The sequence below is a fragment of the Psychrobacter maritimus genome (assembly GCF_029953575.1).
GTDB lineage: Bacteria > Pseudomonadota > Gammaproteobacteria > Pseudomonadales > Moraxellaceae > Psychrobacter > Psychrobacter maritimus.
The window spans coordinates 768,099-792,827 of the sequence record NZ_CP124526.1; the positions used below are offsets into that span (position 1 = coordinate 768,099).

The window sequence follows — 24,729 nt, forward strand, 5'->3', positions numbered from 1 at the left end:
TATTTAATATGACTGGCTTTTTTATTGTTTTATAAATTGGTTGTTTCAAAGTCGATTATTTTTTTAAGGTCAATTATTTTAAAACTTTTAAACCGGCTTTATTATCACGTTTGGGCTTAGGCGCTGCAACATTGGTTTTAGAGCTGCTACTCGCCACAGCGTCCTCTTCAGGTTCATAATTGTCATATTCATTAGGGTCAAAAAACATCCCTTGCGAATTTTCTTTGGAATAGATACCCATTACCGCCGTTAGCGGCACCCAAATCTCTTGTGATACCCCACCAAAGCGCGCACTAAAGTTAATGTAGTCATTTCCCATACTCATATTACCGGTCGCACGACTGGCGATATTGAGCACAATACGCCCATCTTGTACATGTTCTCTTGGAATCTGTACGTTGTCGGCAGTAGCGTCCACCATCAGATACGGCGTGAGCGCATTGTCTTCTATCCATTGATATATCGCGCGTACCATATAAGGACGGGTTGGGGTAATAGAGGTGGTTTCTTCGCTCATCTTTGGCTTCCTATACTGAGGATATGAAATAATAATTAAAAAAGGATTGACGGTAGAGTGTTCGTTATAAAAAAGTTGTTCATGCTTAATTATTGGTTATTTTAAGGTAGCACTTTGCTATTGTCTAATTAGCGCACGCTTTTTTGAAAGCTATCACGCTCAAAAACCCGTTTTTGATAATCAAATAGAGGACGACTGATAGCGCGCGGTAGCTCAATGCCCATTTCTTCCAACCGCCATAGTAGAGGCGCTAAGAGCACATCACACCAGCCAAATTCATCTGCCATAAAGTAAGGCTTATGGGCAAACAGTGGTGATAAAGTAATGAGTGAATCGCTCAGCTGTTTTTTGGCCATGGCAGCTTGGGCTTTATTGAAACTGTCTGGATGCATCAATAATCGTTTACCGAGTACCAGCCAATCGCGTTGAATACGCCATGCTAATTGGCGGAACTGCGCGCGCTCTTGCGGCGTTTCAGGCAATAGCTTATTGGCATGGTAACGCTCTTCAAGATACTCAAAGATGACGTTAATCTCATATAGCGCAATCTCTCGCTGCTGCAAGACAGGCAGGGTGTGATAGGGGTTGAGCTCTGTCAAATCTTCAGGACGCTCAGAGTGTAAACGTGATAAATAATAGGCAAGCTTTTTTTCTTCAAGTAATAGACGCACCACATGACTGTCGTAGCCGTCATCAGCGTATAAAATCAGCTGACTACTTGGAATGTCATTCGCATCAATCATGAAAGCCTAATATGTTAGTAAAGCCTGTTATCGTAAACAATGTGGCTCTGTTTATCAAGGTAGCGTACGTAAACATTAGGGGGCAGCCCTTTTTTAAATGATATTTCATTATTTTATGATCTGTCAAAGAATAAAAAAAGGTACTACCGAAGTAGTACCTTTTATATGATGCAGTCTTAGTGTTTAATACTTAAATTATTTTACGTCTTTCCAGAACTCTTTGTTCAATAAGTAAACTGGAATTAGTAATACCAATAAGAATAAAATCACAAAGAAACCAATCACTTGACGGTCATGACGAACAGGCTCAGCCATCCACGCCATGAAGTTAACCAAGTCACCAACCTCAGATTCAAACTCATCGGCACTCAGCTCTTCTTGCATATTATGCAAGACGTGAGGCATCGCAGCGTTGGCGAGCACTAAGTTATTAGCGCCCCAAGGACGGCTTGGATCTTCATAGAATGACAACAGGTACGTATATACCCAGTCATCACCGCGCAGACGTGTCTCAAGAGACAAATCTGGAGGAGCCGCGCCGAACCATGATGCTTGGACTTCAGGGTCAATTTCAGCATTGATATGATCACCGATTTGATCGGTGGTGACCATCAAATACTTCTCGACCAGCTCAGGTGGTATCTCTAAATCTTTAGCAATGCGCGAGTGGCGAACGTACTGTGCGGAGTGACAACCGGCACAGTAGTTCATAAATATTTTCGCGCCGTTTTGTAGCGAGCCTTTATTGGTAAAATCAATAGGGGCTGTGCTACAAGCTAGGTGTTCTACCACACCGTCAGCATTGGTGAAAGTACCGCAGCCACCGCCGCCTGCTGCCAGTGCGCTACCAGCAGTCAAGGTTAATGCCGCGCCTAAGCCTAGACCAGCTAGGGATTTAATTAGCGTGCTCATTAGTGACCTCCGGTAACGCGTTCTGGTGGCTGTTTACACTTCTCAATGGCAGTGTAAAACGGCATCAATAAGAAGAACAAGAAATATAGAACTGTGAATATACGTGACATGATAGTCGCCGTTGGGGTTGCAGGTGTTGCACCCAAGTAGCCTAGTACCACAAAGCTAATCGCAAAGATAGTAAGCGCAATCTTAGACAAGATGCCTTTATAACGTATCGAGCGTACTGGAGATCTATCGAGCCATGGAATTAAGAACAGTACGGCAATCGCACCACCCATCGCAATAACACCACCAAGCTTATCAGGAACTGCACGTAAGATGGCATAGAAAGGTGTGTAGTACCATACTGGCGCAATATGCGCAGGTGTTTTTAGCGAGTTCGCTGTCTCAAAGTTTGGTGGCTCAAGGAAGAAACCGCCGCCTTCTGGGAAGAAGAACACCACTGCAAAGAACAAGATAAAGAAGACAACAATACCCACCATATCATGCACAGTGTAGTACGGATGGAATTCAATACCGTCTAATGGTACGCCATTCTTATCTTTTAGCTTCTTAATGTCGATGCCATCAGGGTTATTTGAACCAACGTGATGTAGCGCCACTAAATGCATAAAGACTAAGCCCACAAGCACCAGTGGAATCGCAACCACATGCAAGGCAAAGAAGCGGTTTAGGGTGATACCTGAGATAATATAATCACCACGTACCCATTCAGCAAGACCATCACCAATCACAGGCAGTGCAGCAGGTAAGTTTAAGATAACCTGTGCGCCCCAGAATGACATGTTGCCCCAAGGAAGTAGGTAACCGAAGAAACCTTCTGCCATCAATGCTAGGTAAATACCCATACCGATGAGCCAAATAAGCTCACGTGGTTTTTGATATGAACCGTATAGCAAGGCGCGGAACATATGTAAATATACCACGACGAAGAACGCTGATGCGCCGGTCGAGTGCATATAACGGATGAGCCAGCCACCTTTAACATCACGCATGATGTATTCAACAGAGGCAAATGCCCCTTCGGCACTTGGGTTGTACATCATCGTCAGCCAAATACCAGTGACTAACTGGTTGACCAGTACCACCATTGATAACACGCCAAAGAAATACCAAAAGTTAAAGTTCTTTGGTGCATAGTACTTTGACATATGATATTCATAGGTTTCAGTCGCAGGAAAACGCGCGTCCACCCAATGCATTAACTTTTTACCCATGCTCATATTAAGCCTCCCCAATCGTCAAGATGGTACCATCCACGTTGTACTCTGGGACGGGTAAGTTAAGCGGTGCAGGTACACCACTATAAACACGACCCGCTAAATCATATTTAGAGCCATGACATGGGCAGAAAAATCCACCGTACCAATCATTACCACCTAAATCGGCTGCGCCAACATCAGGACGGTAGTTTGGTGCACAGCCTAAATGCGTACAGACGCCTTCTACCACCAATACTTCTGGCGAGATAGAGCGTTCAGGATTTTTACAGTATTCAGGTTGCAAAGATGCATCAGAATCGGGGTCAGATAATAGTGGCTTTACTGATTCAAGCGTGGTCAGCATCTCTTCAGTGCGCTTGACCACAAAGATAGGTTTACCACGGTATTTGACGACAATCATTTGTCCTGCTTCGATAGAACCAATATCTTGGGTCACTGCCGCACCAGCAGCCTCAGCTTTAGCGCTTGGGGTCCAAGAGCGGACAAAAGGTGTTGCCACAGCAGCTACCCCAGCTGCACCAATTACGGCAGTCGAGGCAATAAGAACTCTACGACGTTGTACGTTAACGCCTTCGGCATGGCTCATTAAAACTTCCTCCAGGTGAATGAAATGGGATTATCCCACACTGGGTTTGTGGCTTAGAAAAATTACAATTATCAAGCCACGTTAGCTGTGCCTAATTTTGCTAATTGTTGCTATTCTAAGCTATTTCGGTCATAAAATAAATTATTGTGTTAAAAATAAAGCAACCTTGATAGGGCACGCTACAACGTTAAACCAGATAATGGGTCTAAAAGACCTTACTTATCAATGTTTAACAGATGTCTGTATGCAACAAGGCTTATAGGAATAATGACCTTATAATTAATAAGGATATTCAGCAATAGCGAATGATACTTGAAATTCAGACAATGTTCACTAACTTTCAGCACATCACTACTGTGTAAGTAGCCGTTGGCTATTTATTTCTACTTACTAAAATGAAATACTTATAAATCGTCCTACCCTTAATAGTGCATTTTAAATAAGATATCTATTAATAAGATAGATATTAAAGGCATAACCATTAAAGGTAAGGGCGTCATGATTCATACTAAGCTTGTAGTGCTTTATTTTTATACTAACTATAAATATTAGCTCTCAAGGGTATGCCAGCGCTCAAGCTTAGTCATCATCTCATCTTCGATGACCAATAAACGCTCGCTGGCGGCAGTCGCGGCTTCAATATCTTTTGTAAACCATGACCCGTCAGCCAGCTTTTCTTCTAGCTGAGTTTGCTCAGCTTCAAGCGCGGCGATTTCTTTCGGTAAATTATCAAGTTCACGCTGCTCGTTATAGTTGAGCTTTTTGGCCGCTGTATTAGGCTTTGCGGCTACCGTAGTTTTATTGCTAGATTTGCTATTGGCGGTATTATCGTTAGACGATTTAGCATTCTTAGCCTTTGCTGCTTCTTCACGGTTCTTTTGTACCAAATATTCTTGATAACCGCCGACATACTCTTTGACCACCCCTTTGCCATCTTCATCAGTATCAAACACCCAAGTAGAAGTGACAACGTTGTCCATAAATGAGCGGTCATGGCTAATAAGTAGGATAGTACCGTTAAAGCTACTAACAGACTCTTCTAATAGTTCAAGGGTGGCCATATCCAAATCGTTGGTTGGCTCATCGAGTACCAGAATGTTAGCAGGCTTTAATAGCTGCTTGGCAAGTAATACACGGTTACGCTCACCACCTGAAAGGGCTTTGACAGGAGTACGAGCACGCTCTGGGGCAAATAAGAAGTCTTGCAAATAGCTCATGATATGCGTCTTGCGCCCGCCAACTTCGACAAAGTCTGAACCTTCTGAGACGTTTTGCGCAACACTGGCTTCTAAATCTAGCTGATCACGCAGCTGATCAAAAAAGGCAATTTTCAGATTAGTGCCAAGCTCAACTGTACCTGTTTTGGTCACTTCATCGTCAGACATATCGAGTAGGGCTTTAATGAGCGTGGTTTTACCAGCACCGTTGGGACCAACGATACCAATTTTATCGCCGCGCATAATCATGGTGCTAAAGTTATCGACCAAGACGTTGCCATCATATTCCAGATGCAAGTTTTTAACTTTACAGACCAGCTTGCCGCTTTTCTCGCCTTCGCCCATGGTGATATTGACGTTACCGACTTGCTCACGGCGACCACTACGCTCTTCGCGTAAGGCTTTTAGCTCACGGACACGTCCTTCGTTACGGGTACGACGGGCTTTGATACCTTGGCGAATCCAAACTTCTTCTTGGGCCAGTTTCTTATCAAAGTTAGCATTATTCTTTTCTTCAGCAAGTAGCTGCTGCTCTTTTAATTCTTGATAACGTGCATAACCTTTTGCGCCTTGGGTGACGTCATAGCTCGTTAATTGACCACGATCAAGCTCAACGATACGCGTAGCAAGCTTATTCACAAATGCTCTATCGTGAGTCACAAACAATAAAGTCAAACCTTGCCAATCTAATAAGAAGCGCTCTAACCATTCGATACTTTCAACGTCTAAATGGTTGGTTGGCTCATCGAGTAATAGTACGTCAGGCTTAGTAACCAGCGCACGTGCAAGTAGTACGCGGCGTTTACGACCACCAGAAAGTGAAGACAAGTCATCTTCAGGATCGAGTCCCATAGTCGTAATCAGACGCGTTGCATCGCGCTCTAAATCCCAGCCATGTACGGCGTCAATATCATGCTGCAAGGTTGCCATATGCTCGCAAGCGTCCATATCGCCGTTGGCACACATATCGACTTGCTTATTATAGTTAATGAGCAAATCAGCGGTACGGCGGCTACCGCCCATCACGATGTCCAGGATACGACCGCTGGTTTCAGGGACGTCTTGCTCTAGCATCGCAACACGCATGCTGCTATTGGTGATAATCTCACCGCTGTCAGGCTGCAATGAGCCGTTAATCAGTTTAAATAAAGTGGATTTACCTTCGCCATTGCGGCCAATCAAACAAACACGCTCGCCCGCATTAATCGCAAAATCAATGCCGTCAAGAACAGGAGCGACGCCAAAGGCTAAGTGAATATCTTTTAAATGTATCAGTGCCATAGAGTATCTTAAGCTTATATAATAGTGGGGTAGGGGTTGTTGCAAAATTCCTAGCAGTATAACATGCTGCCACCTAACTGTAGTATGCGTAAATGCCTTTATAAACACTATTTTATAAAGTCTATTTTAAATGGTTAGGTCTGAGATTTAATAAAGAAAATAACCATACTATCTATTATTGAGAACTACTATTGAGAAAAATATGAATCAACCAAATTCGATAGAAAAAAACGCTCCTAATCAACAAGCTCAGCTGGCAGATAGCCAAGCGGATTTACAAGCGCAGGTTATTGAATTGCAAATGAGCCTCTCTCATCTCGAAGTTACCGTCGAGCGACTTAATGAGGTGATTACGCGCCAAGATAGAGATATCCAAACCTTGCAGCGCCAACTACAGTTTATTTATAAGCAAGTGCAAAGCCAAGATGGGGAGGGCGGTGTAGCGCCTTTTGATGTCATGGCAGATAGACCACCGCATTATTAGGAATAAGTTTTTTTAATTATAGATAACAAATAATTGCACAGCATTTATTATAAGTTTATATGCGAATTTTGGCATAAATATACGGTTTACTGACTATTCAGTCATATTGCAGAAATAATGTATTTTTCGGTTGTTTTCATGTAAAAAACACATTAGTATCCTTCACCTTAGATACTGTCTACCTAACAAAGTTCGGTGTAGCGGTAAAACAATGTGGATGTTTGGAGATACACAATGGGCGCAAATTTCAATCTAAAGACTCTAACGGTAGCTTTGGCTGCTCTTTCTGCAGCTAGTATCGCTAGTGCAGCAGGTCTTGATCGTTCAGGTCAAGATATCACCGCGTTTTTGCAAGATGGTGTGTATGCTGAAGCAGTTTATACCTATCTAGATGCTGACGTCAGCGGGGAAGACACTTCAACTAAACGAAATAAGATTGATGACATCGCAGAATCTTATGACTTCTTCCGTTACGGCGTAAAAGCTGATATTGACGATACTTTTAGCGTTGGCATCTTATATGACGAGCCTTTTGGCGCCGCAGCTGACTACAGCGGTAAAAATGATTTTGTATCGCATGAGCCGAACCCTAACTTTGGTGGGTTTATACAACCAAATGGCGAAGCAACTAACGTCGAAGTACGTACCGAAAACTTAACTGGAATTTTGGGCGCAAAATTCGGTGAAAATAAAGAATTTCAAGTATATGGTGGCCCAGTAGCACAGCGTGTACAGGCTGATGTGAAGCTGCGTGGTAAGGCATATGGATTAGCAGACGGTTATACGACTCATATCAGTGCTGGTCAAGATTATGGTTGGTTAGCAGGTGCCTCATATAGCAAGCCTGAGATTGCTTTACAAGCAGCATTAACTTATCGTTCAGAAATCGAACATAATTTGTCACTGTCTGAAAACTTTCCAGCACTTGCGCTTAAGCAAATGAACCCAAATAGTGTAGGTGAAATTGAAATAGTTACGCCTAAATCAGTCAACTTTGATTTCCAAACAGGCATTAATCCTACTACCCTAGCGACTGCAAAAGTGCGCTGGGTACCTTGGAGCGATTTTGAAATCGTGCCACCGCTATATAATCAGGCTAGTAAATTATCATTAGTCAGTTATGATAAAGATCAGTGGTTAGTGGAATTAGGCTTAGCCAAACGTTTAACGCCAGCTTTAGCTGTGACTGGTAATATCGGTTGGGATAGTGGTGCTGGTAATCCAGTCACTTCTTTAGGTCCTATCGAAGGCTACTATAGTGCTGGTCTTGGTGCCAAATACAATGTAACCGAAAACTGGGCAGTATCTGCTGGTGGTAAATACCTATGGTTCGGTGATGCTGAAGGTCAAATCCCAAGTAAAACGATCGTTAGTGATTTCGAAAGTAACGATGGTTTTGTATTGGGTGTAAAGGTATCTTACCAAGCTCAGTAAATCACAAATAAATTATGTGATACTGTTTGCTACTAATATAAAAAAACGATCCGTAATGGGTCGTTTTTTTATGCCTTAAAATTAGAAAATATATTTTACTAATGTTATTGCTATATATTTCAGACTGTAAGTAACTACATTTAACTCTATTAAGTCTAATAAACTTTTATTTGGTGAATTTAAGCTTTAATAACTGAACTAAGGAGTCATTATCCAGAAATAAAGTGTTTTAAGTATTGTTTTAGTGTTGAAAAATCATTACTATTCATTTAGGACATCGTTTACATAAACTTATATTTTAAGTAACAATACTGAATATTGGGTATGTAAACGGTTAAACAACGAGGATGTTTGGAGATACCCAATGCGCGCAACTTTTCATTTAAAAACTCTTGCCGTAGCAATTGCTACTCTTTCTGTAGCTAGTATGACTAATGCTGCAGGTCTTGATCGTTCTGGTCAAGATGTCACAGCATTTCTACAAGATGGCACTTATGCCGAAGCTGTCTATACCTATATCGATGCTGACGTAACGGGTGTAGATAATGATGGCAATAAGAGTGGTGATATCGCAGAGTCTTATGACTTCTTCCGCTATGGTGTTAAAACAGATCTAAATGACAAATTTAGTGTGGGCGTTCTATATGATGAGCCTTTTGGGGCAGCGGCTAAGTACAGTGGTGACAATAACTTTACAGGCGTTGCTGATATAACAGGAGCAGGAGCTATTCAACAAGTGGCTAACCGAGCCATTGAGAATACACAGGAAAAAATTGCTCAAGTTGAAGCACTACAAGCTGCAGATAATCCGAATGCAGGCGCTATCGATAGTCTTGTTTATCAGACAGCGTTACAAGGCTTAAATAGTACTTTAGAAAGATATCAAAATTTAGCTCAACAACCATCTTTGGATGAGTACAATAATATTATAAATAGTACTAACGAGACTCTGGCTAGCACGGAAGCGACTCTTGATGCGATAGGTTCGTTTTTGAGTGAGGAAGCTCTTCAAAATGCACGAGACCTTTTAGCTGCTAATCAAGGAGATGCTCAGGCTGCTGAAGCAGCCCGTGATGCAGTGCAGAATTTATTGAGTATTGATGAAGCAACTAATGTAGAAGTGCGCTCTAATACTCTTACACTGATTGGTGGCATGAAGTTTGGTGCTGAAAATCAGTTTCAGGTTTATGGTGGACCCGTAGCTCAACGCTTACAAGCAGACGTTAAACTAAGAGGCAACGCTTATAAAGGTGCAGCTGGCTATACTGCACATAGTGCGCCTAATCAGGATTATGGTTGGCTAGCAGGTGTATCTTACAGTAAGCCAGAAATTGCTTTAAAAGCAGCCTTGACATATCGTTCAGAAATTGATCACTCTATAGATATGTATGAAGATTTTCCAGCTCTTGCTATTCAAGGGCAGAGTCGTACCGGTGTAAGTAACTTCGAGGTAACTACACCCAAGTCAGTTAACTTCGATTTCCAAACTGGTGTAAACCCGACAACATTAGCTACGGCGAAAATACGCTGGGTACCATGGAGTGATTTCTCAATTAGCCCAACTAAGTATACTCAAGCTTCAAAACTACCGTTAGTTGACTATAGTGATGATCAGTGGCAAGTAGAGCTTGGGTTAGGTAAACGTATAGCTCCAAAGTTTGCGGTTTCAGGTTCCATAGGTTGGGATAGTGGTGCTGGTGATCCAACAACATCACTGGGTCCTATTGAAGGGTATTATAGTGTCGGTCTAGGTGCTAAATATGATGTGACTGAGAATTGGGCAGTATCAGCAGGTGGTAAATACCTATGGTTCGGTGATGCTGAAGGGGCGCTGCCAGATCGCAGTATTGTCTCTAATTTCGAAGACAATGACGGCTTTATCTTAGGCGCTAAGTTATCTTATCAAGCCAAATAGAGATTTAATTTAACCCGTTAATTCATTAATAAAAGAGCGACCCATGATGGGCCGCTCTTTTTATTGATTAAATTTAGATATACCTAAAAGTTATAAATAAAAGCTATTACGTTGATTTTCGAATGATATTTGTATGAAGCCTTGTTACTTAATCCTAGTTCGGGATAAGCCACATTGTAACTCATTGATACTATTTACAATGTGGCTACCTGTCCCTGCTGAGGCATGTTTTTGATGGTGGGTTTATAGGGAAACCAGCAATAAGCAATCAACCCTGACAGCAAGTTTGTGATAAACCCCGTGACACTACGATGGCGTGAGTGTTCGATTTGGCACAAGTTTTTAAGCTCTCCAAACACCGTTTCAACCAAAGAGCGATGATTGAGTAGTACCTCATCCATCGGCTTGAGTAATTGGGGTTTCATATTACGCCGAAGTTTAGTGATCAGCGTGGTATCACTGTGTTTTGTGAGCCACGCGTTTAGGGCTTTACTGATATAGCCTCTATCCCCAAACACCTTGCCAAACACAGGTGTTGCCATATCCTTAACAGGCACTCTGTCATCCGTATTACCCGCAGTGACTTTAACGGATACAAGCTCGCCCTTATGATTGATAATGGCGTGCAGCTTAAAGCCATAGAACCAGCCCATGCTGCTTTTGCCTCGGGTTGCAAGTCCCTTAAAGACTTTATGACGGTAGATACGCTTGTTATGACAAACTGCTATCTTGGTTGAATCAATATAGCTGATACCCGTACAGTCACCCATTATGCTTTGCAAGTAGCTGCACAGTGGCATGATACTGCGCGGCACAAGCTCTATAAATCGCGAGTAGCTCGGCAGATTTGGAAACTCCCGTTTCATCATGCCAAGCATGTGATGGTAGTAAAAAGACTTAAACTGTCGATAACGCAGTTGATGAAACAGTACCAAGATGGTCATAATCTCTGCTACACTTATCTGGCATGCTCTTAACCTTTGGTGTCCCGTTGCGATTAAATGAGCGTCAAACTCAGGTTTGAATTGCTGATAAAAGTCGTCAATATGGCAGTATAGTTCGGTTAGGTTGTCCATGTAAGAAGTCCTTGTTGTGAAGTTTGTCTTGGTAAACTTACTTTAGCAACTTCGGACTTCTTTTTTTATCTTTTTTTTGAGCGCTTATCCCGAACTGGGGGGTTACTTACTGTATAAGTTAAACAAAATCTATAAAAGCTTCTCCAATGAAGTTGTGTCTACTTTAAATTAAAGGTGAACAACTACCAGATTGTGAGGTGTAGAGGAGCGCTTACTCCCGCTTTTTTTACTACGCTAATTGAGGGTATATTGTTGATTAGTATTGAAAGAATATTATAGTATTTGATTAGGAAATAAAAAACCTCGCTAATTATAGCGAGGTTTTTCCATCATACAATAATGGATAAAAAATACTTATTTATTAAGGTTCATTTCCATCTCTTTATACTTCGCAGATACTGACGGTCTTGGACCACCAGTCATGATACTGACAGCAAAGATAGCGATGGTACTCAAGATAAAGCCTGGAACGATAGCGTATAACCAACTGTTTAGTGCCACTCCATTCATCTCAAAAGGACCATAGACCCACAGGATAACGGTCAATGCACCAACCACCATACCGGCGACCGCGCCATTGCGGTTCATGCCGCGCCATGTCAGACTGAAAATAACCAGTGGTCCAAATGCTGCACCAAATCCTGCCCAAGCGTTAGATACTAAGCTGAGTACAGAACTTTCTGGGTTCGAAGCAAGTAGAATGGCGACTACAGCAACCACGACAACTGAGAGTCGACCAACCAATACTTGACGCGCTTCTGGCGCATCTCTATCAAAGAATAGCTTATAAACATCCTTAGTCAATGAGCTCGATACCACGAGTAATTGCGAGGAAATCGTACTCATAATAGCGGCTAAAATGGCGGCTAATAAGAAACCCGATACCAGTGGATGGAACAAGAACTGGGTAAAGACCAAAAAGATGGTTTCAGGGTCGTCTAATGTCATTGCCGTTTTTTGTACATAGGCGCGACCAGCGATACCTGTCACACAAGCACCGATAAGGCTGATAATCATCCAGCTCATACCGATATTACGCGCAGTAGGGATATCTTTTACTGAGCGAATGGCCATAAAACGGACGATAATATGCGGCTGACCAAAATAACCAAGCCCCCAAGCGAGTAGCGATACAATTCCGAGTACCGTCATGCCGCTGGTAATATCTAACATACTAGGGTCAATGGCTCTGATGGCATTGGTCGTCGCCGACACACCACCAAGGTCGGTCAAGGCGACAATAGGCACAATCACCATGGCAAATAGCATGATGATACCCTGTACAAAGTCAGTCATCGATACCGCTAAGAAACCACCAAATAGCGTATAAGCAACGACCACACCAGCGGTCACCCATAAACCTGTACTATAAGAAAGGTTGAGCGAGCTTTCAAAAAGTTTACCACCACCGACTAAACTTGCAGCGGTATAAACGGTAAAGAATAAGATAATAACCACGGCAGAGATGACACGTAGCAAATGCGACTTGTCTTCAAAGCGGTTGGCAAAATAATCCGGTAAAGTGATGGCGTTGTCAGCGACTTCGGTATAAACACGAAGGCGCGGCGCCACGATAAGATAGTTTAGAAAAGCACCCAAGGTTAAACCAATGGCAATCCATGCACTGACGACACCGTCAGCGTACATAGCACCTGGCAAACCAAGTAGTAACCAGCCTGACATGTCCGATGCGCCTGCTGATAAGGCAGTGACTGCAGGGCCTAAACTACGACCACCAAGCATATAGCCTTCAGTATCATTGGTTTGCTTAAAATAAGCATAGATGCCAATCCCAATCATCACTAAGAAATAGGCGCCAAGTGATATCATCACGCCACTAGAAACTCCGTTCATATAAACTGTCCTTAACCAACATAATTGGCTGTCATTATTTTGAATGATAAAAATCAGGTCTTACAAGATGCTGTTCGAAAACAATGTCTTAAGATGAAAGAATCTAAAGACGAAAAAAGCCATTAAGTAGGACATAATGGCTTTTATTCAAAATCTTCTGTTAGTTTTATATGATTGATGCTGTTCTAGGACTGCTATCTATAAAGTCATGATTCAACGCAAACGGCAAATTCATCTGTCAATTTTATAATTTCATCGCTCGCATCTGCTTATCATGTATAAATCTCAGTCGTTTATATAACCAATCATTTAAAACCACTAAACCTACTGTTTACTATCATATATTACTAGAAGTGTTCAATATATGACTATCAGTGTGTTTAAGGTAAATTTATGTTATCTAAACAACGTCAAATGTATTATAACGTATGAGTGGCACAAATGCGAATGCGCTATTTTGCTAAATAACGCAGTTCTTTTAGCCAATATTGTCAAAGAGTTTACTTACTCGTTATTCAATGGGCGCTAGCAATTCTAATAATGCCGTCACGCTGCTTGATTGTGTTAGTTTTGGATTGATAACCACGCCCAAATAACGCTGCAATTCGATATTATCTGCCATATCAATACGTTCTAAATCCTGACTGACCATCGTTTGTGGTAATACCGACCAGCCAAGTCCAACAGAAACCAACATCCGAATAGACTCAAGCGGGTTGGTGCTCATAGTGGCATAAGGTTTTAGATTGTGCTTAGCAAATTCCGCCAAGGTAATTTGACTGGTAAAGGTATTGGCAGATGGCAGGATTGCAGGATAGCGCGCCAATTGCTCGAGCGTTACATTGGATTTGGTCGCTAAAGGCGATAAAGTGCCGGTCATAAAGTAGAGCGGATCTGACCATAAGGTATGATAGGTCAAACGCTTATCGTAGACAGGCGGCAGCGTTAAAAATGCCAATGATAAATCGCCATCGAGCACCGCTTTATGGGCAGTTTCAGAATCGACAAAATGCACTTCTAGTTGTACGGCAGGATAAGCTTGGATAAAATGCTTAAGCACAGGGGCTAGGTGATGCAAGCCGATATGATGGCTGGTACCAATCACCAATTTTCCAGAGACGATATGCTGCGAATGCTGTAGATTAATTTTAAAGTTTTCATAATCTTCAAGCCAGCGTTTGGCATGAGGCAGCATTTCACTGGCGGCTTGCGTCGGTACAATGCCGCGACCAACCGTATCAAATAGGGTAATATTAAACTCATCTTCTAAATTTTTGATGCGCTTACTGACCGCAGGCTGAGTAATAAATAGCTTTTCTGCTGCACCTGAGATGCTGCCTGTCTTCATAACAGTGACAAATGTCGTCAAATTTGTGGTATTCACACCGATGTCCTTAGCTACATAACGAGCTATAAATAAAAGTTGGCTAGCCTAATCATAATGAATTAGAAATAAAAGTTTGTGACTATGCAAAAATCATCAATTATTATTATAGGATTAGCCTGCTATAATCACAAGACATCTAGACGTATTGTGACATATTTATTCTGTTAACGTCATGATTGGCAGTATATGGCGTATTTTGAGTAGCCATTAAGGCAATAGAGGATAAATATTATAAAATATCTGTGTTTATTCTTTGTGCCTATAACGTCTTAATCAGGGTTTATAAAACATAAATGAATAAACAGGTAGTAACAATAAACAGGTAGTAACAAAGTATTAAATTAAAGTGCGTCAGTAGACAAAAATATTTTGTCACTCACTCATTATTAAAGCAGTCATTCAGAAATTAGCAACTAAAAAAGGATAGCAACATGGCCGGTCAAACGTTATATGACAAACTTTGGAATGCTCACGAAGTCACCAAGCGCGATGATGGTTCGAGCCTGATTTATATCGACCGCCATTTGCTACACGAAGTGACAAGCCCGCAAGCATTTGAAGGCTTAGAGCTTGCCAATCGTGCGCCGTGGCGTCTGTCGGCTAATATCGCAAGCCCTGACCATAATGTACCAACGGTCACTAAAGAGCGCTCAGAAGGCGTGGCTGGTATTAAAGATAAAGTATCGCGCTTACAAGTACTAACCTTGGATGAAAACTGTGCCAAGTTTAATATCGCTGAATTTACCATTAATGATGCGCGTCAAGGTATTTTGCACGTGGTCGGTCCTGAGCAAGGCTTAGTCTTGCCTGGTATGACGGTCGTTTGTGGTGATTCACATACCGCCACCCATGGTGCGCTTGGCTGCTTAGCACACGGTATCGGCACCTCAGAAGTTGAGCATGTATTGGCAACCCAGTGTTTGATTCAAAAGAAATCAAAAAATATGCAAATCCGGGTCACCGGTAAGCTTGGCGCTGGCGTGACGTCAAAAGATGTGGTGCTTGCTATCATTGCCAAAATTGGTACCGCTGGCGGGACAGGGCATGCGATTGAGTTTGCTGGACAAGTATTTGAAGACATGAGCATGGAAGGTCGTATGACCGTCTGTAATATGGCAATTGAAGCGGGCGCACGCGTCGGCATGGTTGCTGTCGATGATACGACCATTGAATATGTGAAAGGCCGTCCTTATGCACCGACTGAGGAGCAGTGGGAGCAAGCGGAAGCTTATTGGCGCACCTTGTACTCAGATGATGATGCCGTATTTGATACCGTGGTTGAGATTGATGGTAGCGAGATAGCACCGCAAGTTTCTTGGGGTACTTCTCCTGAAATGGTCGTTGATATCACTCAGTCGGTACCAACCCCTGACCAAGCGGCTGATGAAGCGCAAGAAGAAGGCTGGTTGCGTGCTTATACTTATATGGGTTTAGAAGCTGGGCAAAAAATCACCGATATCCAGCTTGACCGTATCTTTATTGGTTCATGTACCAACTCACGTATCGAAGATTTACGTGATGCAGCAGCAGTGATTAAAGGTCGTAAAGTTGCCGATAATATTAAAGAAGCCATTGTTGTTGCAGGTTCTGGTCAAGTGAAATTGCAGGCAGAAGCAGAAGGCTTAGATGCTTTGTTCACGGAAGCGGGTTTTGAGTGGCGCGAGCCGGGCTGCTCTATGTGTTTGGCGATGAATGCCGATAAGCTTGAGCCGCAAGAGCATTGTGCCTCAACGTCTAACCGTAACTTTGAGGGTCGTCAGGGTAATGGCGGTCGCACGCATTTGGTCAGCCCAGCGATGGCAGCAGCAGCAGCTTTGGCTGGTCACTTTGTCGATGTGCGCACGTTTTAATCTTTGACCATGTGCTTTATTTATCGATAATAAATTTATTTGATAGGAAATCTTATGCAAGCTTATAACACCCAAACGGGTATCGTTTGTCCGCTCGATCGCGCAAACGTCGATACCGACCAAATTATCGCCAAACAATTTTTAAAATCCATTAAACGTACTGGCTTTGGCGTCAATTTATTTGATGATTGGCGTTACCTTGACGAAGGTTATCCGGGTCAAGACAATAGCACCCGCGTGATTAACCCAGATTTTGTCTTGAATCAGCCACGTTATCAAGGCGCAACCATTTTGCTGGCACGCAGAAACTTTGGCTGTGGCTCGAGCCGTGAACATGCACCTTGGGCGCTTTCAGAATACGGCTTTCGTACTATTATTGCACCAAGCTTTGCTGATATTTTTTATAATAACTGCTTTAAGAATGGCATGCTGCCAATCGTCTTGGATGAAGCCATTGTTGATACCTTGATGAAAGCAACGCTTGCCAATGAAGGCTATGAGTTAACCGCCGACCTTGAGCGTCAAGTGGTTATTACTCCAAGCGGTGAAGAGTATGCTTTTGAGGTGGATGAGTTTCGTAAGCATTGCTTGCTAAATGGTCTTGATGATATCGGCCTGACTTTACAGCAAAGCGATGCAATTAAAGACTATGAGCATAAAATGATGCAAAAAACGCCTTGGATATTTAATGACGTTAGAGCATAGCTATTAGAGGACAGCTATCTCAAAAAGCGAAAGAGGACTCCATCCGACATTAGGGTGGAGGTGAATTTCGCATAAGTTATTAACCTTGTTGGTTTTGAATGTACTGCTTAATCACCTCTAATGGCGCACCATCACATGACCCTGCAAAATATGATCGTGACCAAAGTACAGGCTTTAGATAAGCAGCTCTTAAATCAATGAAATCACCTCTCATGCGTCTACTGGTGACTGACTTCAAGTTATTAACCAATTTGCTTATCTGCACTGTTGGTGGGTACTGAATCAGCATGTGCATATGGTCGGCCTCACCCTTACACTCTTTTAACTCAGCATCAAAGCTCCTACAGACCTCGGCGGCATACTCACTAAATTGTTTATGATGCACCTCGCCTAACACCTTCTTTCGATACTTAGTGATAAAAACCAAATGAACATGAAGATTAAAGGCGGCATAGCGGTTTTTATATATCTCACTCATTGTAATTAATACCCTAAAGTGCTAATGTTGTATGCATTATATCAAATACACACTCATTGAGAAAGTAGTCAGAAATGAAAATCAACAAGGCGTATAAATTTAGGCTTGAGCCTAACGTAGAGCAACAGGTTATTTTAAATAACCTTGTCGGCTCTGCGCGTTTTGTTTGGAATCAAATGCTAGCAATGTCATTCGAGATGTTTGCCAACAATGAGTTTATTAATGCCACCAACTTGGTTAATAAAATCATGGATCTAAAGAATAATCCTGATTTTGAGTTCTTAAAAAGCCACTCAAATGCGGTGTCTTTACAACAAAAAGTTCGTGACTTGGCATCGGCTTGGTCACGCTTTTTTGATCCGAAAGTTCATGCCAGGTTAAAAGAAAATAAGAAGAAAATAAGAAAGCCTAAATTCTTTAAATTGGCTGATGGCACAGAGATTCAACTACGCCCACTAATGCCAAGATTTAAGCGTAAATCAGATGGCTGTGATTCAATCCGCTTGGTTCAATTTGATAAGTATTGCCGTATTGAAGGCAATCGAGTCAAACTACCGAATGGTATTGGTTTGGTGAAGTTTAGAAAGTCGCAAGATATCATCGGCACCATCAAAAACGTCACCATCAGCAAGAAATCAGGGCACTGGTACGTGTCTTTTGGGGGTGAGCGCGAGATTGAAAACCCAATTCACCCTTCTAAAACCGCCATCGGCATTGATTTAGGCATCACCAAACTCATCAGTACCTCAGACGGTCAGTACATTAAACCCAAAAATAGCTTTAAATCCAATCAAGTCAAACTGGCAAAGTTGCAACGGCAGTTGAGTCGTAAGGTTTTATTTAGCCAAAACTGGAAAAAGCAAAACCGTAAGATTCAAAAACTTCATCATCATATCGCCAATATTCGCCACGATTACTTGCATAAAATCACCACCAACATCAGCAAAAACCACGCCATGATTGTTGTTGAGGATTTGAAAGTAGTCAATATGTCGCAGTCAGCTAGCGGCTCTGCCGTTCAGCATGGGCGCAATGTCAAAGCTAAGTCAGGATTGAATAAGTTGATCTTAGATCAAGGCTGGGGCATGATGGTTGATATGCTTGAGTATAAGCAGCACTGGCAAGGCGGATTACTTATAAAAATTAATCCACGATATACCAGCCAGACCTGCTTTGAATGCAAGCATATCGCCAAAGAGAATCGACAAACTCAGGCCAAGTTCGAGTGCGTCAAATGCAGGTATGTTGCGAACGCTGATTTTAATGCGGCTCGCAATATATTAGCGGCAGGACATGCCGCTTTGTCTGCGGAGGGAGGATGCGGTAAAGGTCGCCCGATGAAGCAGAAAACTTGTGGCCTTCGTGAGAAAGCCACCTAACAGCATTTGCTTTTAGAATCCCACACTTGAGCTTGGCGAAAGTGGCGGGAGTATGTCAATAGAGAATAGTCCTTAGTATTCAAAGGACTGATAAAACTTTTTTAGTAGAAAATATTATTCAACATATAAAAGTGCTCAGCGCTAATACGGCGTTGAGTTATGGTAATTAAGTGGCTAAAATGAATGATAATGTATTTTTACCTTATCGTAATTTCTACCTCATAAATAGTAGCCACCATTATGAATAAAACACGCTTTGTTGTATGGACAAGTACGGCTATTGCCGCAAGTTTATTATTATCTGGCTGTCAGGTATTGACGGGTTATCAACAAATAGACTCGGCAGAAAATGCCAAGGTATGGACTGGGAAAATAACCCCTGTCGCCGGTGAAGTAAATATTGCCTGTGTCGGTACTTATCATTGCGAAATTGCCCGCATTGACCAAACGCGCATTATAGGTAGTGATACTCATGAGCCTCTTAATCCTACCATGCTGGTTGCGATGCAAGCGGTGAATGCAAACGGTAAGAGCCGGACTGGTAATAAGCATGGACAAGCGCCAATGGCGATGGATATGACGCCGCTTACTCATAAAAAAGCGATAAAAATTGTACCCTTGTCAGCATCTGCTATGCCTGGGCTAACCAATTATTATGCGCGAGTAAAGCCTGGCAAACGTGAGGTACAAGTCAATTTCTATCCAGAAAATAACGTGGGCTATGTCGAGCGTTTCGCGTTGATTCACGATTTTTCTGAGGCAGGAACCTATCAGCTGCGCGCTTATCAAAAAAAGTCTAGCAACAACTCAGGCAGTTTGCTTGATAGCGCTTCGCCAGAGCCATTATGTGTTGAGCTATATCAAGGCAATAGTGTCCAGCGCCGCTTTTGCAAAGAGATAGGGGCTGAGCATCAAGGAGAGTTTGTAGAAACTCGTGTTGTTAAAGCTGAACCTACTCAGTCGCCATCAAAGCCACTAGCAAAAAATAAAGTAAAAGCCAAAGCTTCATAGAAAGGCGTTTGCATCGAAGCTTATTTAAAGAAGTTTATTTAAAGGAGCTTATTTAAAGAAACTTATTTAAACAGATAGACCCTGACTTCTTGTGTAAGGCATTACACAAGAAGTCATTTTTTAACAGGCTCTTATAAGCTTGTTAGCAGTACCCTAAATAGCAATACCATAAGTATTAGTAGCATAAGTATCAGTAGCATAAACATCAATTCCATAAAGAATATTTACTTAACCATTTACTCACAAGGATCAGTATGGCAACGATTTTAACATTAGCAGGCGATGGCATTGGCCCTGAAATCATGACTCAAGCCGTTGATGTGCTTAATGCTGTCAATAATAAGTTTGAATTAGGCTTAACCCTTGAATCTGGATTAATCGGTGGTGTGGCGTTTGATGCCACGGGTGAACCATTGCCAGAAGAAACGCTACAACGTGCGCGCGCAGCAGATGCGGTGTTATTGGGTGCGGTTGGTGGTCCTAAATGGGATGGTATTGAGCGTAGCAAACGTCCTGAACGTGGCTTACTTAAAATTCGTAGTGAGCTTGGTTTATTTGCCAATCTGCGCGTAGCCAAACTTTATCCGCAGCTTGTCAATGCTTCAAGCATCAAGCCTGAGATTATCTCGGGTCTAGACTTGCTGATTGTACGTGAATTAACCGGTGGTATTTATTTCGGCGAGCCGCGCGGTATTCGTACCTTAGCGAATGGTGAGCAGCAAGGCTATAACACCATGGTTTATAGCACCAGTGAAATTCAACGTATCGGTAAAGTCGCTTTTGAATTGGCGAAAACTCGTGCACAAGCAGCAGGTACGCCAGCTAAGGTTTGCTCAATCGATAAAGCCAATGTTTTAGAAGTCACTGAGCTGTGGAAGCAGACGATGATTGAGATGCAGCAAGCGGACTATAGCGATGTGGCGTTATCGCATATGTATGCTGACAATGCTTGTATGCAGCTGATTAAAGACCCTAAGCAGTTTGATGTGATGGTCACCGGCAACATGTTTGGTGATATCTTATCTGATGAAGCGGCGATGCTGACTGGTTCTATCGGTATGCTGCCGTCAGCAAGCCTCGATGAGGCGGGTAAAGGCATGTATGAGCCTTGCCATGGTTCAGCCCCTGATATCGCTGGTCAAGATAAAGCCAATCCATTGGCGACCATTTTATCTGTGGCGATGATGCTGCGTTATACTTTTAAACAAGAAGCTGCCGCGCAAGCGATTGAGCAAGCAGTCAGTGACGTACTTGACGATGGGTTACGTACCATTGATATCCTCGATCGTAGCGAGACAGGACTCAAACAAGTAGGTTGTCAAGAAATGGGGCAGGCGGTACTGGCAAAATTGGTTTAGGAATGCAGCTTTAATATAAGCGGATTTTTCAAATATTGTTAACTAGAAGCCTTAATAGCTAGAAATCTTAAAAACTAGAAAGCATGATAATTAGAAATCCTCATAGCGAGAAACCTATAATTTGCTTAGCAAGTTATGGGTTTTTTTATGCTTATTTAAATAATCGTTTTTTACCGTAACACACTCAATAAGCTGGTCGCAAAAAAAGCCTTTTTTTAACACAGCTACCGCAGGACATAGGTTTAATTAACACAAAGCTGTTATATCCTCACACGCCGATCTGTCACTATAAGTAGCTTACTAGCTCATTAAAGTAAGGGTTATTTATCTGCAATATTTCTGTATGACATCATAATAATTTAAAAACTATTAAGCTCTAGCCATTGAGCTTTAAATAAGGTTTTTATAAGCAAAGGGCTTTAATAGTAAATTTCTCATTAAATTCTAATAAAAAGAACATCAATTATAATTCTAGGAGTTTTACATGTATAAGGTAACAAAAATCAGTAGTGCCTTAGCGGCGTTTGGTTTATCAACGGCTCTATTGATGAGCTCAAGCTTTGCTGCTACTGATAATACTAAGGATATTAGCCCAGTAACCAATGGCATCAGTCAAAAAGTTGCCGGTAACAGTAAAGCTGCCGCGTCGTTAAATAAGTATTTACCAACGATTAAATATACCACTGAAAATTTGCCAGTGCAGGCGCAAAAGGTAAATAGTGCTACTTGGAAACAAGGAATGAAGAGAGATCGTGAGACTACTACCAAGCTGCAAGCTCTATTAAACTGGAACCAAAATGGCGTTGGTGCAGTTGATGGATATTGGGGTAAAAACACCATCAAAGCTATGCAAGCGTTTCAAAGAGCCAATGGCTTGACGGTAACTGATGCTTTAAATAACGAGACTTGGCAGGCATTGACTAAAAATGATAAGCTGACGACACAGCCAGTATTGGTTCGTTATCAGCTGAGTGAAGCGGATGTCAATATTAAAACCACTACCATTCCCGCTGGCGCAGAAGCCAAAGCCAAGCTCGATGGCATGTATTATGAAAGCGTGACGGAAGGCTTAGCAGAAAAGTTCCATATGAGCGAAAAATACCTTAAAGCGCTCAATCCTAATGCTAGATTCAGCGCCGGCGAAACCATTACCGTTTATAACCCAGGCAATCCTAATACCAAGCCTGTGAGCCGTGTTGTTGCTGACAAAGCGACCGAAACGTTATACGCTTATGACGATAAAAATAACTTAATTGCCAGCTATCCGACCACGGTAGGTAGCACAGCGACGCCATCGCCAACAGGGACGCATACGGTAGAAGTAAAGGTACATGAGCCTAATTATACCTACACAGGCAATGATGGTAGCAAAGCTATTATTCCACCAGGTCCTAATAATCCAGTCGGGCTGGTATGGATAGGCCTGAGTAAGCCTTCATACGGTATTCATGGTTCACCAGATCCTGCGCGTATCAGCCGTCAAGCATCAGCAGGCTGTATACGCTTGACTAACTGGGACGCGCTTGCATTGCTAGGGGTGATTCAAAACGGCGCAACCGTTGAGTTTAAATAAGTCATCACTATCGCTATAGTTGGTTAGCAATAAAATCGATGCGCTAGATACGCTAACAGTTACGTGCGACTGGTATTCATTTTGCGCAGCCTCTGTCTGCGTAGGCACAGCAAGCAAGAAAAATGAATACCAGTAGCGCGTTATAATACTTGTACTGATTTTATTTAAGATTGACTATATCGGTTGCAAAGTGAGCTCACTATATTTATAGGTTGTTATTTAAAAACCGTTATTAAGAAAACAATTAAGCCCTAAGATTTAGCTCTTAAAATGAAGACAAAAAAATACCGCTAAAAGTAGCGGTATTTTTTATGGTAAAAGCAAAAAACAATATTAATAGACTAAAATATGATAGGCAATAATGAGTAGGCTAGCAGTATCATTATTATTATCAGTTAAACCTCTCAAGCATTTATATTAATGCTGTTATAACCATTTTAGCCAATAAGAATTTAGTTTTTACCACGGTAAGTAATGCGACCTTTTGATAAATCGTAAGGCGTCATCTCAACCTTAACTTTATCGCCAGTCAAAATGCGAATGTAATGTTTGCGCATCTTACCTGAGATGTGCGCAATGATTTCGTGTCCGTTTTCTAAACGAACTTTAAACAATGTATTTGGAAGGGTGTCAATGACTTCGCCTTCAAATTCAATAATATCGTCTTTTGCCATAATTTGTATCAATCAATTAAAAATAAGCCCATATTATACGTAACTTAGCGGATTAAAGCAATACGGAACCTGATTTTTGCTTGACAGCCTGTAAGTGATATGTATGTTATCTTTTAACGAGGGGCTGTAGTAGATAAGCACTATGCCCGCTTATATTAGCTTAATCGGGTAGGTTGAGCCAAGTAGGAGTTAAGGGCGCATCGGGCAGTAATTGTTGAAAACGCTTAGGATAATAGGCGTTAATAAAATATAGGCCATCACCAGAAGCTGTCGGCGGCGCAATCGTACGATCCTTTTTGGCTAAAATATCCAAAAAGGCTGCGGGCGGCAATTCGTGTCGACCAATGGCATATAAAGTGCCCATCAAATTACGCACCATATGATGCAAAAAGCCATCCGCCTGAATGTCAAAAACAATAAATTGACCGTGGGCAAAGAGTCTTGCATGACTGACTGAGCGGACGGGCTGATTAGACTGACAGGCAGCAGCACGGTAGCTGCTAAAATCGTGAGTACCAACGATATCAGCCGCCGCTACTTGCATCGCTGCTAAATCCAGCGGCTCATAGATATGAGTCACTTGGTGATTTAAAATAGCAGGGCGCTGGGCTTGATTGAGCGTGATATAGCGATAACGACGGGCAATAGCCCCGAAACGGGCATGAAAGTCGTCAGGCATCGGCTGTACCCAGCGTAGGGCTATATCATCGGGCAATAAGCTGTTGACGCCGCGCAGCCAGTTATGAGGGTGACGATAGGCATGAGTGGTAAAATGGGCAATCATATTGCTGGCATGGACGCTTGCATCGGTACGACCAGCCGCGACGACCTCTACTGTCTCATTCGCGATTTTACCGATAGCTGTCTCTAACGCTTCTTGGACGCCCAATACTTCTCGTTGCCGCTGCCAACCATGATAGTGAGTACCCAAAAACTCAATGGCGATGGCTAATATATAGGTTGGGGGAGCTTTAGCTTCGATGCTGTTAATTTCGGACATGTTAATCTCGGGCATGGGTGTTATTGGGCATTATAGTATTGGAAATTCTAGTATTGGCGCTTATAAAGT

21 protein-coding genes are annotated in these 24,729 nt (G+C 42.2%); 9 read left to right on the forward strand and 12 right to left on the reverse strand.

Annotated features, from left to right (window positions below):
- Positions 1–73 precede the first annotated feature (73 nt).
- The 6 genes from QJS82_RS03285 to QJS82_RS03310 all read right to left on the reverse strand — a co-directional run bounded on the left by QJS82_RS03285 (position 74) and on the right by QJS82_RS03310 (position 6,482).
- Complete coding sequence (locus tag QJS82_RS03285) at positions 74–517, reverse strand: ClpXP protease specificity-enhancing factor (protein WP_281491209.1); 444 nt, start codon at positions 515–517, stop codon at positions 74–76.
- Positions 518–645: 128 nt separating this feature from the next.
- Positions 646–1,260, reverse strand: coding sequence for a glutathione S-transferase N-terminal domain-containing protein (locus QJS82_RS03290; RefSeq protein ID WP_201564753.1), 615 nt, complete (start codon positions 1,258–1,260; stop codon positions 646–648).
- A 195-nt stretch (positions 1,261–1,455) separates the two neighbouring features.
- Complete coding sequence (locus QJS82_RS03295; protein ID WP_183620851.1) at positions 1,456–2,172, reverse strand: cytochrome c1; 717 nt, start codon at positions 2,170–2,172, stop codon at positions 1,456–1,458.
- Entirely contained in the window at positions 2,172–3,377 is a 1,206-nt protein-coding gene (locus QJS82_RS03300; protein ID WP_201564808.1) for a cytochrome b, read from the reverse strand. Before QJS82_RS03300 ends, QJS82_RS03295 begins: the two co-directional genes overlap by 1 nt.
- Before the next feature lie 22 nt (positions 3,378–3,399).
- Entirely contained in the window at positions 3,400–3,984 is a 585-nt protein-coding gene (gene petA / locus QJS82_RS03305; protein ID WP_201564749.1) for a ubiquinol-cytochrome c reductase iron-sulfur subunit, read from the reverse strand.
- Positions 3,985–4,532: 548 nt separating this feature from the next.
- On the reverse strand, positions 4,533–6,482 hold the full coding sequence (locus tag QJS82_RS03310; protein WP_281491210.1) for an ATP-binding cassette domain-containing protein: 1,950 nt from the start codon (positions 6,480–6,482) through the stop codon (positions 4,533–4,535).
- 202 nt (positions 6,483–6,684) lie between these two features.
- Between QJS82_RS03310 and QJS82_RS03315 the strand changes: the two genes are divergently transcribed.
- The 3 genes from QJS82_RS03315 to QJS82_RS03325 all read left to right on the forward strand — a co-directional run bounded on the left by QJS82_RS03315 (position 6,685) and on the right by QJS82_RS03325 (position 10,315).
- A complete protein-coding gene (locus QJS82_RS03315) occupies positions 6,685–6,966 on the forward strand; it encodes a SlyX family protein (RefSeq protein WP_281491211.1) in 282 nt (93 codons plus the stop codon).
- A 234-nt stretch (positions 6,967–7,200) separates the two neighbouring features.
- Positions 7,201–8,400, forward strand: coding sequence for an OmpP1/FadL family transporter (locus tag QJS82_RS03320; RefSeq protein WP_281491212.1), 1,200 nt, complete (start codon positions 7,201–7,203; stop codon positions 8,398–8,400).
- Between the two features lie 364 nt (positions 8,401–8,764).
- Positions 8,765–10,315, forward strand: coding sequence for a hypothetical protein (locus tag QJS82_RS03325; protein WP_281491213.1), 1,551 nt, complete (start codon positions 8,765–8,767; stop codon positions 10,313–10,315).
- A 194-nt stretch (positions 10,316–10,509) separates the two neighbouring features.
- Here QJS82_RS03325 and QJS82_RS03330 read toward each other — a convergent pair whose 3' ends face one another.
- The 3 genes from QJS82_RS03330 to QJS82_RS03340 all read right to left on the reverse strand — a co-directional run bounded on the left by QJS82_RS03330 (position 10,510) and on the right by QJS82_RS03340 (position 14,629).
- Positions 10,510–11,391, reverse strand: a complete 882-nt coding sequence (locus QJS82_RS03330) for an IS982-like element IS1599 family transposase (RefSeq protein ID WP_281491214.1) — start codon at positions 11,389–11,391, stop codon at positions 10,510–10,512.
- Between the two features lie 354 nt (positions 11,392–11,745).
- Positions 11,746–13,245: a sodium/proline symporter PutP gene (putP, locus tag QJS82_RS03335; RefSeq protein ID WP_281491215.1), complete on the reverse strand. Its 1,500-nt coding sequence runs from the start codon at positions 13,243–13,245 to the stop codon at positions 11,746–11,748.
- A gap of 511 nt (positions 13,246–13,756) precedes the next feature.
- The gene (locus tag QJS82_RS03340) at positions 13,757–14,629 is read right to left on the reverse strand and encodes a LysR family transcriptional regulator (protein WP_201564708.1); all 873 of its coding nucleotides are present in this window, start codon (positions 14,627–14,629) and stop codon (positions 13,757–13,759) included.
- Positions 14,630–15,063: 434 nt separating this feature from the next.
- Here QJS82_RS03340 and leuC point away from each other — a divergent pair, with 434 nt between their 5' ends.
- Positions 15,064–16,482: a 3-isopropylmalate dehydratase large subunit gene (leuC, locus tag QJS82_RS03345; protein WP_281491216.1), complete on the forward strand. Its 1,419-nt coding sequence runs from the start codon at positions 15,064–15,066 to the stop codon at positions 16,480–16,482.
- Between the two features lie 54 nt (positions 16,483–16,536).
- The gene (leuD, locus tag QJS82_RS03350) at positions 16,537–17,187 is read left to right on the forward strand and encodes a 3-isopropylmalate dehydratase small subunit (protein ID WP_201564702.1); all 651 of its coding nucleotides are present in this window, start codon (positions 16,537–16,539) and stop codon (positions 17,185–17,187) included.
- Positions 17,188–17,266: 79 nt separating this feature from the next.
- Here leuD and tnpA read toward each other — a convergent pair whose 3' ends face one another.
- Positions 17,267–17,665: an IS200/IS605 family transposase gene (gene tnpA / locus QJS82_RS03355; protein WP_438656428.1), complete on the reverse strand. Its 399-nt coding sequence runs from the start codon at positions 17,663–17,665 to the stop codon at positions 17,267–17,269.
- 74 nt (positions 17,666–17,739) lie between these two features.
- Here tnpA and QJS82_RS03360 point away from each other — a divergent pair, with 74 nt between their 5' ends.
- From QJS82_RS03360 to QJS82_RS03375, 4 genes are all read left to right on the forward strand, one after another.
- Positions 17,740–19,044: an RNA-guided endonuclease InsQ/TnpB family protein gene (locus QJS82_RS03360; protein WP_281491217.1), complete on the forward strand. Its 1,305-nt coding sequence runs from the start codon at positions 17,740–17,742 to the stop codon at positions 19,042–19,044.
- A 240-nt stretch (positions 19,045–19,284) separates the two neighbouring features.
- Complete coding sequence (locus QJS82_RS03365) at positions 19,285–20,055, forward strand: hypothetical protein (RefSeq protein WP_281491218.1); 771 nt, start codon at positions 19,285–19,287, stop codon at positions 20,053–20,055.
- 254 nt (positions 20,056–20,309) lie between these two features.
- Positions 20,310–21,413 (forward strand): 3-isopropylmalate dehydrogenase, encoded by a 1,104-nt coding sequence (gene leuB, locus QJS82_RS03370; protein ID WP_271133018.1) that lies wholly within the window; start codon positions 20,310–20,312, stop codon positions 21,411–21,413.
- A 484-nt stretch (positions 21,414–21,897) separates the two neighbouring features.
- A complete protein-coding gene (locus QJS82_RS03375) occupies positions 21,898–22,986 on the forward strand; it encodes a L,D-transpeptidase family protein (RefSeq protein ID WP_281491219.1) in 1,089 nt (362 codons plus the stop codon).
- A gap of 452 nt (positions 22,987–23,438) precedes the next feature.
- Here the strand turns inward: QJS82_RS03375 and infA are convergent, their stop codons facing one another.
- Positions 23,439–23,660, reverse strand: a complete 222-nt coding sequence (gene infA / locus QJS82_RS03380) for a translation initiation factor IF-1 (RefSeq protein ID WP_021814850.1) — start codon at positions 23,658–23,660, stop codon at positions 23,439–23,441.
- 160 nt (positions 23,661–23,820) lie between these two features.
- Positions 23,821–24,660, reverse strand: coding sequence for a tRNA pseudouridine(38-40) synthase TruA (gene truA, locus QJS82_RS03385; protein WP_281491220.1), 840 nt, complete (start codon positions 24,658–24,660; stop codon positions 23,821–23,823).
- Positions 24,661–24,729: the final 69 nt, after the last annotated feature.